We start from the raw sequence: 14,136 nt of genomic DNA on the forward strand, positions 1-14,136 counted from the left end.
TTGTGGCTAACACCCGTCACTTATATCCTCACCCTGAACGGTGAGGTTTTACGCTCCATTGGATAAAAAAACCCGCCATGAGGCGGGAAATGTCAAAGGCTATTCTTCAACATATATTTCACGGTGAACAGTGACCTTTACTTTATAGACAATCGAGCTAATACTTTTTAAAACTACAGATACTTCTTCGCTTTTTCTATCGTTTTAGATTCAGATTCAATTTCTTCAAGTGCTGCATTAATATCTCCAGTAATAAACTTCTGTTTATTGAAATCCTCAATACTTGTAGGTATCACCGTTACTTTTACTTGTTTAGAACTCGCTTTTCTCGCATTTAAATCGACCCATTTATCTGCATTTTGACGATTAAAGAAAGTATCTACTGTGACTGAACGTCGAGCGGTTTCCCCTGCCAACAAGCCATTATTTTTTTTGCCATATACGTATGAGTCAACAGCGTTGTAACTGGTATAAGGCTCTTTTTCTCCATTGAGAAATAATTCCAACTTCCACACCAGAAGTGACACATCGCTCTGACTCCCATTCGTCACATCAAATGAAATTAAAGGATGTCCACTCGTCATAAACTCAGAGCTCTTGCCTAACTCAATATTACTCGCCTTAATTTTAGATAAGTCATTAAAGGTTTGATTCCAAGAGGTTTTAAGCTCTTGTAGGCGTTTAAGTTCGTTATTTACAGTTTCTTCTCGTGTCTCAACTGCTTTTTTGATGAGCACGCGATAAGTCACCTTTTCCCCATATTGTTCTTTAAAGCCCGTTAATGACTGAATGTGATTGAGGTTCAAAGTATTTGCTGCCCAACCAATAACCTCTTGCTGATCACTGTCCATACGTGCAATTTTTTCTTGGGCCGATTCTGTAATTGCATTTAGACTAGATAAGTCAAATTCACTGTCAAGTGGCCCCTTGCTGCAACCTGAACCTAAAGATGCAAAGATTAACAACATCGACAAAACCAAACTTTTCTTCATAAAATTAGCAGCTTAAGATAGAGATTTTCATATTTTAAATATTGAATTAAATATATCAATCAAATTATCAAGCTTATGTACTCGATTTCACCGTATGGGGACGACTCGCGTAACATTTCAAATGTGTAAACAACAGCTTTCACCATTAACACTTTCTATACAAAAATGAAGGATTTAGCGATACATTAGTATGTTTTATACATATACCTTATAAAAATGTATTGTTTTGTATACATGTAATAATATTTTAATGACTTAAAAAATGGATAAAACAGATCAATGAAAAAATATTCCTTACTTCTACTTGTAACTTTATCTAATTTAGCCTTTGCCGATCTGGGACCTACGCGTGCAAATACAGGAAAAATTGATGTAAAAGAAGGTAAAAACTACCGTCTAGATGGTGATTTAAGCTATTTATTGAATAGCACCAAATCAAATGGCGAGTCGAATAAAAAGCAAAATTTAGCAGCTAATTTATTATTTCAACGACAAGCGGGTGTCTGGGGACAAGAATTACGGGCCGAAGCCGTAAGTGCAAATGATGATGGTAGTTCAGGCACTAACGTCGAACGTTATATGCTTTCTGGTAAAGCATTGCATCGCAGCTCTGATTCAATTTACCAATTTGCGAAACTCCAAGGAGACAAAGATTTATCGAGTAAATTTGACTATCAAATCAGTTTAACTGCTGGTATTGGTATGGACATCTTGAAAGATGAAAAACAAAATCTGACGGGTGAAGTGGGTGCGGGTTATCGTTATAGTAAAGAGCGCTTTGCTCCGCATGATGACTTTAATGAAGCCATTGGAACAGTGGGGCTTTATTATCTTTATAAATTTAATGAACGTGTTAATTTCAATCAAGATTTAAGTTATGAGTTTGGTGATAAAGCACAAATTCTACGCTCTCGGAGTAGCGTTTCAGCAAGTTTAACTGATTCAATTTCTGGTCTGGTCAGTTATCAAATCAAAGATACGCAAGCAGATGTCGGTAATAACCGTGATTCTTTACTGTCTGTTGGTGTACGATATACACACTAATCTTATCAATTAAAGATTTTACTCTAACTTAAAAGCACTTTTTAACAGTTAAAGGGTGCTTTTAACGAATTTGATTGAATATTACTTCCTCTACACTCATGTTGATATTTTATTGAGCTTGATCGACACATTGATCACTCAGTAAGGCTATTATTGGGCCTAGTTTAGCGCGTTGAATAGACACATCCTTTGCTGGCAAATAAATACTTGATATAGAACCATCTAAATATAAAGCTTGATCAATGGCTAAATCTTCTTTAAATACTTGAGCAAACTCATAAAAGCTCATTGGTTTATGGCTAATAACAAAATAAGCACGATTATCTTTAATGCCCACCCCATTGCGAATTTTTAATGACTTAGAATCTTTTAGAAATTGCGGATTAATTTCACCATTGATGACAAGCATCGGACCAGACTGTGTTGCATAGTCAGCTTTAAATATTGAGTTATTTGCATAGTCTGCCGTCGTCTGAATGCTCACCTGTTGCTGATTCCATGCAAAGACGCCGTTAGGCTGCATAAAAAAATTGCCATAACCTGTTTCTTGATTCAAAGCAGCATATTGCTGGCCACGCTCTATATATAAGCCTACTGCACTATAATCGGCATGGTACATCCCCGCATTCATTGCAAACTGTATTGTACGACACGATCCTGTAGCATGATTAAGCGCCTTAAACGTTTGGTATGGTTGATTCTGAGCATTATTTAAAAATAATTGTAAATTTTCAAATTGATCAATCACGACTATATCTACATTTTTTTCAGTATTTTCCACCCAAGTATATTGTGCATTGGACTGGCTACACGCACTTGCTATCACTCCTGAAAATAAAATAGAAAGTAGCTTAAATAATCGCATTCTTAATCTGTTCCCCAGCTCTATTGAAGCTGTTTTAAAACTATTTTTTCACAAATTGTAAAAATAAAACTGTGAACTATTTAACACCAGCATAGCAAAATTATATGTATAATAAACTGCGAATTTCACTGTAAATGGACTGATAGTATTGGATTAAAGCCACTATGGAAAAAACAGTAAAGAAGTATCCTCTCGGTGCACACTTGATTGTGAAAAGTTTTGGTTATAGTCATCATGGCATTTACGCAGGTAAAGGTCGTGTCATTCATTATTCTGGTCTTGCTCATTTTTTTAAGAAAAAACCAATTGAAATTACATCATTAGAAAAATTTGCCAATCAAAGAGCAATCACTATACGCTCTTATCACCAACCTAAATACAAAGGTCGTATCGTTGTAAAGCGAATGCGCACCCGCATGCATGAAAACAACTACCATTTAATTATGAATAACTGTGAGCATTTATGCAGTTGGGCGATCACAGGAATTGAAAGTAGCCCACAAGTGGTGAAGATGATGAATCGCTTAACCACGATTGGCTATATCAGCTCACTGGTAAGTTATATGAATAGTTTATTCTTAACCATCGCAACGACCTGCTTTGCACTGGTATTTTATATTAAGATGAAATTGCGTGAAAAAGCCAAAATGGCCATGCCCAATTACCTACTGGTAAAACAACAGCAAAAAAAACAATAAGTTTGACTTAAAACTGGATTCATTGCTTAAACACTTTACTGAGATTTATGCGTTTAGCTGACTGTGCTAAACTGCGCGCTGCGCCATGATAGACTATCCCATCACTTTTTATGCTCTCCTCCCCATCATCACAAATTGCAGCACATGAACCGCTTGATCCAGAACAACTAAAAATTTGGATTAAGGAGCAAGCGCGGGCATTAGGATTTTCTGATTGTGTAATTGCACAACCAGATACTCAAGCAGAGCTTGCACGTTTTAAAACCTACTTAGAGCGTGGCTACCATGGTGATATGAGTTATCTGGAGGAAAACCTAGATAAACGTGCTGATCCCACATTATTAGTACCTGGGACAAAAAGCATTATTTGTGTGCGTATGGACTATCTTGTTGAGCGCCCCGCTCCTCGTATCGTTCCGCATGCACCCAATCATGCGATTATTGCACGGTATGCCCGCGGTCGTGATTACCACAAAGTAATGCGTGGCCGTTTAAAAACCTTAGCAAGTAAAATACGAGACAAAGTGGGTGAATTTGAATCGCGTCCTTTTGCAGATTCTGCACCAATATTTGAAAAAGCATTGGCTGAAAATGCAGGTATGGGCTGGACAGGTAAACATACCTTATTGATCAACAAAAAATCTGGCTCCTTTTTTGTTTTAGGTGAATTATTCACTTCTCTTTTACTACCTTTTGATTCCCCAGCGAGCAAGCACTGTGGCACCTGCCAAGCCTGTATCGATATCTGCCCAACTCAAGCCATTGTTGAGCCGTATATGCTTGATGCTCGTAAATGTATTGCTTATTTAACTATTGAATATAAAGGTATTATTCCGATTGAGCATCGCCGTGGTATTGGCAATCGTATTTTTGGCTGTGATGATTGTCAGTTAATTTGCCCTTGGAATCGCTATGCACAGATCACTCCAATAGAAGACTTCCATCCAAGGCATGGACTCGATCAGGCATCTTTACTTGAACTTTGGCAATGGGATGAGCAAACATTTTTATCACGGACCGAAGGAAGCCCGATCCGTCGTACTGGATATAGCAGTTTTATGCGCAATATCGCCATCGGTTTAGGTAATGCACCGTATTCTGAAGACATTGTTCTCGCACTCAAGCAAGCTCATGTACTACACGATCCTATTGTGCAAGTCCATATAGACTGGGCTTTACAAGAACAAACAGAAAAATTAAAGGCACAATCGCAACAGCTGATCGATTAAAAATCAAAAATCTAATCAAGGTCTAATTTTGAAATTTTTTACCCTTTTCACTTGGCATAATTCATGTATGATCAAGGGAGTTTTTAGTTTTAAATATAATGGATAAAACATGCAAGTACGCAATGATTGGACTCGTGATGAAATACAAGCACTCTATGAGCAACCGTTTTTAGATCTGGTTTTCAAAGCCCAAAGTGTGCATCGTGAACATTTTGATGCAAACACGATCCAGGTCAGTACACTGCTTTCAATCAAAACAGGTAAATGCCCTGAAGATTGTAAATACTGCTCTCAATCTGCTCGTTATGACTCAAAATTAGAAGCAGAAAAACGTATTGCTGTAGATAAGGTTATTCAAGAAGCTAAAGAAGCTCTTGCTTCTGGCTCTTCACGTTTTTGTATGGGAGCTGCATGGCGTAACCCACACGAACGAGACATGCCTTATGTTCTTGAAATGGTTAGTGAAGTAAAAGCACTAGGCCTAGAAACCTGTATGACTCTTGGCATGCTCAATCAGTCTCAAGCTGAACGTCTTAAAGATGCTGGTTTAGATTATTATAATCACAACCTTGATACCTCACGTGAATATTACTCTCATATCATTAGTACACGAACTTTTGATGATCGCCTCGATACGCTAGACCATGTACGTCAAGCGGGTATGAAAGTATGTAGTGGTGGTATTGTCGGACTGGGTGAAACACGTGAAGATCGTATCGGGCTATTACTTGAGCTTGCAACTTTACCTATTCATCCAGAATCAGTGCCGATTAATATGTTAGTACCGATTGAAGGTACACCACTTGCAGATGTGGAAAAACTTGATGTCATTGAATGGATTCGCACCATTGCTGTAGCACGTATTATTATGCCACATAGTTATATCCGTCTTTCTGCAGGACGTGAATCATTAACTGATTCTGATCAAGCACTTGCATTTATGGCTGGTGCTAACTCTTTATTCTCTGGCGAAAAACTCCTCACCACCCCCAATGCAGGTGAAGGTAAAGATAAGCAATTGTTTAATAAACTTGGATTGGTTGCAGAAAAGGCCAAAGCAACTGCTGCACAATTGTCAGTTGATGCAATGGCGGTTTAAACAAGCCAAGAAAAACAAAAGCCCGATATATTCGGGCTTTTTCTTGCCTGTATTGGCAGTATAAGGATCTATATCCAAGCTACAGATCAAGAAGTTAATAAAATACCATACTCAGCATTTAGATAATGTCCAACCCGTATAATATCTACACCGTTGGCATGTTCGACGCTCAACTCTTCACTTAAGACATCATAATGAAAAGCATCAAAGCAATCTTGATGTAGACTAAGCCAATGTAAAGTATCAGCCAAGTTCTCATCAACAATATACGTTAGGGCCTTAAAATCCTTTGCCATATTGGTTCACTTAAAATCTTCGAAATAGACTGCGAATGATTATACTGTTAGCACAGTAAGATTAGATAAGGATTTTTATAGGATTGAAATGAGTAAAATAAATTAATGTAAATCGCTTTGTTTGTAAAACTCAAGCGCAAAAAAGAATGTTTAAGTTAAAACTAAAGTAAATCTCTACCAGAAAATCTAGCACCTATATTTTAATTTATTTAAATATTGTAAATAAACCTAGAACTAGGTGCTGTTATAGACTTCAACTACTGATGCAACACTCCACACTTACGGCATTCTTTAATCAGTTGATTATTTCTTCCGATTTCATACTCATAAGTATGTAGGCAAAACAGTTTTCTAAGCTTACGGAACATGTAGAGTCACTCCTTTTCCTCACGAAATACAGCAAAGCAAATCATGTGCTTTGTGAAACAATAATGACGAACTAATAACGTCTAGTTACTTTTTAACACAACTACTAAATAGTGCAAGCCACACAGAGCGCTTTTTACAATTTTTTTATTTTAATTAAACTTACAAATCGGTTTTTCTTTTTAAATAGTGAATATCCAATTTAAAAGTGAAATATAGCGTGATTTAAATAAAAAAAATTTATGCAACTGCTGAGTTAATAGTTAAAGTGTTCCTTTAGCGATTTTTAGGCTATATTGCTTTAAATTACGAGAAACTTTATTAAGACCATCAACTACAACAAGGATAAATTATGCAAGGACGTATGATGTTTCAACCGCTACTCATCAGTAGTCTAATTGAGCATGCAGCACAGTATCATGGTGACACAGCTGTTATTTCTAAAAATACAGACTTAACCATGACACATACGACTTGGTTGCAGATTTCAGACAATGCAAAACGTTTTGCGCAAGCACTCAATCAAATGGGTATTCAAGCGCAAGACTGTGTTGCAACTATTGCATGGAATAATCATCGTCACCTTGAAGCTTGGTATGCGATTTCTGGCAATGAAATGATTTGCCATACAATTAATCCACGCTTATTTCCAGAGCAACTTATTTTTATTATCAATGATGCAAAAGATCGCGTCATTTTATTTGATAAAACATTCTTACCTCTTATCGTTGCTGTTAAAGCACATATTCCACTTGTAGAGCATTTTATCTGCTTAAGTGCTCACGATGCTGATGTTGCTCAAGCATTACCTGAAGTGAAATTTTATGATGCATTAATTGCTGAACAAAATGCTGACTTTGTCTGGCCAATCTTTGATGAAACTACTGCCAGCTCCTTGTGTTATACCTCGGGTACGACAGGTAATCCTAAAGGTGCCTTATACAGCCACCGATCTACAACACTACATAGCATGGCGATTGCTCTACCCGATTCGATGGGCCTATCTGCAAAAGATGTCATGATGCCTGTGGTGCCGATGTTCCATGTAAATGCTTGGGGAACACCCTATGCAGCCGCTATGGTTGGAAGTACCTTAGTTCTACCAGGACCTGGACTTGATGGTACCAGTCTGGTCAATTTAATTGACCAATATCAAGTCAGTATTGCCTTAGGTGTGCCCACTATTTGGCAAGGTTTACTCACTGCAGCGAAGAAACTTGGCAGTCAACTCAGCAGCATGAAACGCAATGTCGTGGGTGGCTCAGCCTGTCCTGCTTCAATGATCAACACATTTAAAGACGTGTATGACTGCGATACTATCCATGCTTGGGGTATGACAGAAACCAGTCCACTGGGCACGGCTGCTCAGCTTAAAGCAAAACACTTACAACTTTCTGATGCTGAACAAGTTAAAGTACGTCTGTCGCAAGGCCGCCCACCTTTTGGTGTCAGCTTAAGATTATGTGACCAAGAACAAGGTACTGACACCATCAAAGCAGACGGAGAACAAACTGGTAATTTACAAATCAAAGGACATTGGATTATTGATGCCTATTTTGGTAAAGATCAATCAGCACTGACCAGTGATGGGTGGTTCGATACAGGTGATATTGCAACGCTAGATGCAGATGGTTACCTCAGAATCAGTGACCGCGCCAAAGATTTAATTAAATCTGGAGGTGAATGGATTTCCTCTGTTGAACTTGAGAATATTGCACTCGATTTTAATCATGATATCAGTATGGCTGCTGTTATTGCTGCAAAACATCCAAAATGGGATGAACGCCCAGTCCTCATTGCAGTGAGACATCCTGAAAGCCAATTAACAGAAATCGAAATTCTTAAATACTATGCAGATAAGGTTGCGAAATGGCAAATTCCAGATAAAGTGATTTTTGTAGAGAGTATTCCGCTCAATGGGACAGGAAAAATGCTGAAAAAAGAATTACGTGAACAATTTGAAAACGTGCTGATGAATGAGCCCTCTTCTTAAATAGTTTTATCGATACGCTGAATTCATAGATCAAAAAAAAGCATAACCTCAAGAGATTATGCTTTTTTTAATATCATTTGCATCAACTTAATGACATGCACAGTTGAATCTTAACGGACTACGCCGCGTTTTGACTGTAACAATGAATCAAGTAAAAGTTGTGCTTGTTCAACCTGAGGTAAAATTTCAGCTTGAATTTGGGCAACGGCTTCTTCAGTGGTTAAACCTGATTTAAAGATCAGTTTAAAGCATTCTCTAAGCCCTTGAATTGTTTCCTTAGACCAACCTTTACGTCGCATACCTTCTACATTTAAACCGAATGTACGCGCAGGGTTACCAGAAACCATTGTATATGCAGCTACATCTTTCAGAATTAAAGATGCCGCACCAATCATGCTATATGAATCGACTTTGCAAAATTGATGTATACCAGAATTTCCACCGACCACAACATAATCACCGGTATGGACATGTCCAGCAACCCCAACATTATTGGCAAAAATATTGTGATTGCCTATAACACAGTCATGGGCAATATGCGTATTTACCATCAGTAAATTATGATTGCCAATTTTTGTCAAAGATTGATCTTGAACAGTACCACGGTGCAAACTACAGTGCTCACGAATTTGGTTATAATCGCCAATTTCAAGCCAAGTTTCCTCGCCTTGATATTTAAGATCTTGGCAATCTTCACCAATACTCGCAAATTGATAAATCTCATTATGCTCGCCAATCCAGGTATTTTTGGCAATCACAACATGAGAGAAAATTTTAGTACCTGCACCAATACTGACATTTGGTCCAATTATTGTGTATGGACCAATACTTACATCAGAAGCAATCTGAGCGGTTGGATCGATAATTGCGGTCGTGTGGATTAATTCGTTATTACTCATACCTGCTCTAATTTCTGATGAGAAATGATAATTTCAGCTGTTGCTGCAATCTTGTCATCTACGCTAGCAGTACATAAATATTTATAAATACCGCGCTTTTGCATAAGAAGTTCAGATTTTAGCACCAATTGATCGCCTGGTACGACTTGTTTTTTAAAGCGGACTTTTTCTGCACCAGCAAATAAAAACAATGAACCAGGCTGTGGTGTTTCATTGTTCATAATAAAACCTAAAACACCTGAAATCTGTGCCATAGCCTCAACAATTAATACGCCAGGCATAATTGGGTAACCAGGGAAATGGCCCTGCATAAACTCTTCGTTAATCGTGATATTTTTATAACCAACGATCCCATTTTCAGTCACATCGGTAACACGATCAACCAATAAAAATGGATAACGATGTGGTAGATATGAACGAATAGTTTGAACATTCATTGGCAATTCAGGAACCGTAAACGGCAATGTTTTAGACTCAGTCATAGTTATTTACGCAACTTAAAATTAGTTTCAAGGGACTCAATTCGAGCCTGCATATGATCAAGTTGTTTGACCATCTTGGTCAATGGCACATCTGCTAATTGTCTAAGACGCACTACAGTTTTTTTCCATTGTGCTGTTTCTGACATCGCAGTACCTGATGAATAACTACCTGGCTGTAAAATATTTTTTGTGACCATTGACATACCTGTAATTGTCACGTTATCACAGATATTTATGTGCCCAACTACGCCAACAGCACCTGCAAAGATACAATTTTTGCCAATCGTCGTACTACCTGCAACACCACATTTTGCAGCCATTGCTGTATTTGCACCAACTTTAACGTTATGTGCGATTTGCACAAGGTTATCAAGAATCACACCATCTTCAATAATGGTGTCTTCTAGTGCACCACGATCAATACTACAATTTGAACCAATTCGAACGTTATTACCAATACGAACAGAGCCCAATTGTGCAATACGATGCCATTGACCTTGATAAGGGGCAAAACCAAAGCCCTCCCCACCAATCACGGTATTTGCATGAATTCGCACTCGATCACCCAACTTTGCAGCAGCAGTAATGAACACATGCGATTCAATTAAACTATCTTGACCAATTTCAACAGCATCATCTAAACGCACATGTGACTGAATGACAGTATTCTCACCAATCACACAGTGCTCACCAATGACTACGAAATGCCCAATATAAACATTGTCTGCAATAATGGCTGAATCAGCAATTTGTGCTGTGTGCTCAATACCACGGAGCTTAAATTTACGCTCGAAGTGATGCGTCAATTGTGCAAACGCTAAATATGGATTATCCACCACAATAAATTGCTGATGATGTACTAATTGGTCTTTAAGTGTGGCAGTGACAATTAAGGCACCTGCTTTTGACTGAATGGCTTTGTCTAAATACTTTTCACCATTCACAAAAGAAATTTGCTGCGCCTGAGCGTACTCAAGACTTGCAAGCCCACTGACTTGAACATTGCCATCGCCAATGGTGTGACCATTGACGATTTGAGCAAGCTCATTTAATGAATAACAGTTTGACTTCATTGATTATTTGATTGCATTAACCTTTTGAGTCATTTTATCAGTTAAATCAAATTTTGGGTCATAAGATAGAACAGCATTTTTGTTCACAACCAAATCTAAACTATTTTCTTGACGCAATTGTTCAGCAACTTGCTTTACACGTGTTTCAAAAGTTTGATTCGTGCTTTGGATCGCTGACTGGACTTTAGCCTGTACACCTTGCTGAATCGTTTGGAACTCGGTTACTTTCGCTTGATATTGAGCAGCCAATTGATCTTTATTAGCACCTTGTGCTTGAGCTTTTTGACGTAGAGCTTCAAGCTCTTTATTAATTTGCTCAAGTTTTGCAGTTTGTGGTTTAACTGATTGCTCTAAGCTTGCATTTTGTTGTTTCAGATATTGGCTTTGAGAAACAACTTTTTCTAAATCAACTACACCATAGCCAGCTGCATTAGCTAAACCAGATACCGCCATACCTAAACCGAGAACCAGAAGATTCATTTTTTTCATGTTTTATACCTTTTAAACATTTACTACTTTAAATATTGAAGAGCAGAAACGGTCGTTAGAATGTACGACCGATTTCAAATTGCACTGCTTTGGTTTTATCACCATCTTTATCGTTCAATGGGAATGCATAACTCAGCGACAATGGCCCAATCATGGTAATCCAAGTGAAGCCTACACCCACGCTATAACGCATATTACCAAAGTCTAACTCATTGTTATCTTTACAGTATTGGCGAGCGTCAACAACTCTTCCATCACCAAAGTTAATATTTCCGCGTGGCACATCACATTGAGTGTCAAACACTTGTGCACCTTCGGCAAAAATTACAGGACGAACTTGACGCGCCCAATCCCCTTTAAATGGAATTGGTAAAGCAAGCTCTGTACCAAATTGGATCAAGGCATTACCACCTACTTCCTCTGGGTTCCAATCTACAGTGCCAGTAGCATCATAGACAACACCTGGGTACTTAGGACCAAGTGTGCTGTTGTCAAAACCACGCACAGAACCAAAACCACCAGCATAGAAGTTTTTATAAAACGGTAAATCGTTACCATAGCCCAACTTACCATAACCACGAAGGACAAAGTCCTTACCGAGTGAGAAGTAAGTTTGTGCTTCATAGGTCAGTTTTTGATATTCAACATCACTACCAGGTAAGGCAATTTCACCATTAACACGATGCAAAGTACCGCTGGTTGGGAAAATTGGACGGTTCAAGGTGTTATACGACCAGCCTAGGTTTAAGTTATAAGTCAGGAACTCACCTTGGAACTGGTTATCAAATGGAACTCTAGCAACATACTCTGGCGTTTTACCTGAACTACCGTTAACAAGACATTGTCCATCACCTTGCTCAGTTGAGCCTGTAGGACACTGAGAACCTTGCCCTTTCACACTACCACCGTTACGTAGTAAATAATCACGTACGTAGGTCGATACATATTGACCCGTAGTGACCTTGGTATTATCAATATTTAAACCGGCACTAATATTTTGGTTTTCATCGATTGGATAACCAAAACTTAGACCCCCACCCAAACTGTCTGTTACATAGTTGTTAACGTTATAGTTACTATTGAGCTTTGTTTTACGATAGTACGCGTTATAACCTCGGCTCACACCATCAATGGTGAAGTATGGGTCGGTAACACTTAAGTTATAGTAATCTTGAGTTTCTGAACGTGACAAATCGATCGCTACACGGTTACCTGTACCAAAGAAGTTCGTTTGACTTAAACCTGCTTGGAAGGTCACACCACCACTTTGCGAGAAACCTACAGCCAAGGTACTGGTTCCTGAGTGTTGTTCTTCAACATTGATATTTAAGTCAACTTGATCAGGCGCACTCGGTACACGTACAGGTTGAATATCTACAGTTTTAAAGAAACCTGTACGTTCTAAACGCACGCGAGAAAGGTCAATTTTCTCATTACTTGCCAATGCACCTTCCATTTGACGCATTTCACGACGCAATACTTCATCAGCTGTCTTGGTATTCCCTGTAAAGTTAATACGTCGTACAGTGACTTGTTGACCTGGATTAATATAATAATTAAGGTTTACAGTGTGCGTTTCTGGAACAATCTCAGGCACAACGTTAATATCAGCATAATAATAACCCGCGTTACCATACTTGCGTGACAATAACTGTTTAACAGCATTTACGCGCTCTTGAGAGTAAATGTCGCCATCTTTATACACTTGAAGCGCTTTTAATTCGTCAATCTTATATAGCGCATCACCTAAAAATTTGGTTTGGCCAAACTTAAATTGCTCGCCTTCGTTGACAGAAACTTCAATAAAGATATTTTTCTTGTCTTCACTGATATTTAGGTTTGAACTATTAATTTCAAAATTAATATAGCCTTTGTTTAAATACAGTGCACGTAAAGCTTCCATACTGGCTGCCATTTTTTCACGTGCATAGCGGTCATTACGCGTAACAATCGAAGCCCAACCACTTTCTTTTAAAGCAAAGGCTTGCTTAATTTCATCGTCTTTAAATACAGTATTGCCGATGATGTTAATATCGAAAACTTTAGCAGCCTTACCTTCTTGGAAGTTGATATCAAGCTCAACACGGTTATTTGGACGTGCAGCTGTTTCTACTTTAATTTTGGCATCATAACGACCTTGTTGTGCATATTGCTGCTCCAACTCAGTTTCCAAAGTCTGTAGCGCTGATTTTTTCAGCACTTCGCCTTCCGCCAAGCCCATTTTCTTTAAGCCTTCTTGAAGAGCTTCTTTAGGAATCAGCTTGTTGCCTTTAAAGTTAATTTTAGAAATGATTGGTCGTTCAACAACATCAAAAACGAGTACACCATTTTCATCACGCGCTTTGATGTCATCAAACAAATTCGTTGCATAAAGCGCACGAATTGCATCCGCAATTGCTGGATCTGACACGCGATCCCCACTATTAATTGGGATCATGGTTAAAACATTTTTCGGAGTTAAACGTACTAAACCGTCAACACGAATATCACGTGCGATAAAATCATCCGCTGCATATACTTGTTGTACTGCAGCCATCGCACTAACGAGTGCCAATGGCATAAATAAATATGAGTGCTGCATGCCTGTTTTTTTCCAAAAAAGTTAATTTTC

13 protein-coding genes are annotated in these 14,136 nt (G+C 38.3%); 5 read left to right on the forward strand and 8 right to left on the reverse strand.

Annotated features, from left to right (window positions below):
- Positions 1-173: 173 nt before the first annotated feature.
- Positions 174-992 carry a hypothetical protein gene (locus Aru01_RS09480; protein ID WP_016656640.1) on the reverse strand — a complete coding sequence of 273 codons (819 nt, stop codon included), beginning with the start codon at positions 990-992 and terminating at the stop codon, positions 174-176.
- A gap of 279 nt (positions 993-1,271) precedes the next feature.
- Between Aru01_RS09480 and Aru01_RS09485 the strand changes: the two genes are divergently transcribed.
- The gene (locus tag Aru01_RS09485; protein WP_016656641.1) at positions 1,272-2,036 is read left to right on the forward strand and encodes a DUF481 domain-containing protein; all 765 of its coding nucleotides are present in this window, start codon (positions 1,272-1,274) and stop codon (positions 2,034-2,036) included.
- A gap of 109 nt (positions 2,037-2,145) precedes the next feature.
- Here Aru01_RS09485 and Aru01_RS09490 read toward each other — a convergent pair whose 3' ends face one another.
- On the reverse strand, positions 2,146-2,901 hold the full coding sequence (locus tag Aru01_RS09490; RefSeq protein WP_016656642.1) for a phosphodiester glycosidase family protein: 756 nt from the start codon (positions 2,899-2,901) through the stop codon (positions 2,146-2,148).
- A 164-nt stretch (positions 2,902-3,065) separates the two neighbouring features.
- Between Aru01_RS09490 and Aru01_RS09495 the strand changes: the two genes are divergently transcribed.
- From Aru01_RS09495 to bioB, 3 genes are all read left to right on the forward strand, one after another.
- Positions 3,066-3,599 (forward strand): lecithin retinol acyltransferase family protein, encoded by a 534-nt coding sequence (locus Aru01_RS09495; RefSeq protein WP_016656643.1) that lies wholly within the window; start codon positions 3,066-3,068, stop codon positions 3,597-3,599.
- A 110-nt stretch (positions 3,600-3,709) separates the two neighbouring features.
- The gene (gene queG / locus Aru01_RS09500; RefSeq protein WP_016656644.1) at positions 3,710-4,828 is read left to right on the forward strand and encodes a tRNA epoxyqueuosine(34) reductase QueG; all 1,119 of its coding nucleotides are present in this window, start codon (positions 3,710-3,712) and stop codon (positions 4,826-4,828) included.
- Positions 4,829-4,937: 109 nt separating this feature from the next.
- Positions 4,938-5,927, forward strand: a complete 990-nt coding sequence (gene bioB / locus Aru01_RS09505) for a biotin synthase BioB (protein ID WP_016656645.1) — start codon at positions 4,938-4,940, stop codon at positions 5,925-5,927.
- A gap of 86 nt (positions 5,928-6,013) precedes the next feature.
- Here bioB and Aru01_RS09510 read toward each other — a convergent pair whose 3' ends face one another.
- A complete protein-coding gene (locus Aru01_RS09510; RefSeq protein ID WP_016656646.1) occupies positions 6,014-6,223 on the reverse strand; it encodes a hypothetical protein in 210 nt (69 codons plus the stop codon).
- A gap of 718 nt (positions 6,224-6,941) precedes the next feature.
- Between Aru01_RS09510 and Aru01_RS09515 the strand changes: the two genes are divergently transcribed.
- Positions 6,942-8,582, forward strand: a complete 1,641-nt coding sequence (locus Aru01_RS09515) for a long-chain-fatty-acid--CoA ligase (RefSeq protein WP_016656647.1) — start codon at positions 6,942-6,944, stop codon at positions 8,580-8,582.
- Between the two features lie 110 nt (positions 8,583-8,692).
- On the opposite strand, the gene lpxA is transcribed toward Aru01_RS09515, so the two are convergent.
- From lpxA to bamA, 5 genes are read right to left on the reverse strand one after another with little or no spacing between them, the layout of a single operon-like run.
- Entirely contained in the window at positions 8,693-9,481 is a 789-nt protein-coding gene (gene lpxA, locus Aru01_RS09520) for an acyl-ACP--UDP-N-acetylglucosamine O-acyltransferase (protein WP_016656648.1), read from the reverse strand.
- Positions 9,478-9,963 (reverse strand): 3-hydroxyacyl-ACP dehydratase FabZ, encoded by a 486-nt coding sequence (gene fabZ, locus Aru01_RS09525; RefSeq protein WP_016656649.1) that lies wholly within the window; start codon positions 9,961-9,963, stop codon positions 9,478-9,480. Before fabZ ends, lpxA begins: the two co-directional genes overlap by 4 nt.
- A 2-nt stretch (positions 9,964-9,965) precedes the next feature.
- The gene (gene lpxD / locus Aru01_RS09530; RefSeq protein ID WP_016656650.1) at positions 9,966-11,036 is read right to left on the reverse strand and encodes a UDP-3-O-(3-hydroxymyristoyl)glucosamine N-acyltransferase; all 1,071 of its coding nucleotides are present in this window, start codon (positions 11,034-11,036) and stop codon (positions 9,966-9,968) included.
- Between the two features lie 3 nt (positions 11,037-11,039).
- Positions 11,040-11,525: an OmpH/Skp family outer membrane protein gene (locus Aru01_RS09535; protein WP_016656651.1), complete on the reverse strand. Its 486-nt coding sequence runs from the start codon at positions 11,523-11,525 to the stop codon at positions 11,040-11,042.
- A 55-nt stretch (positions 11,526-11,580) separates the two neighbouring features.
- Entirely contained in the window at positions 11,581-14,106 is a 2,526-nt protein-coding gene (gene bamA, locus Aru01_RS09540; RefSeq protein WP_016656652.1) for an outer membrane protein assembly factor BamA, read from the reverse strand.
- Between the last annotated feature and the right edge of the window lie 30 nt (positions 14,107-14,136).

The sequence above is a fragment of the Acinetobacter rudis genome (genome assembly GCF_000829675.1).
In the GTDB taxonomy this organism is placed as follows: Bacteria; Pseudomonadota; Gammaproteobacteria; order Pseudomonadales; family Moraxellaceae; genus Acinetobacter; species Acinetobacter rudis.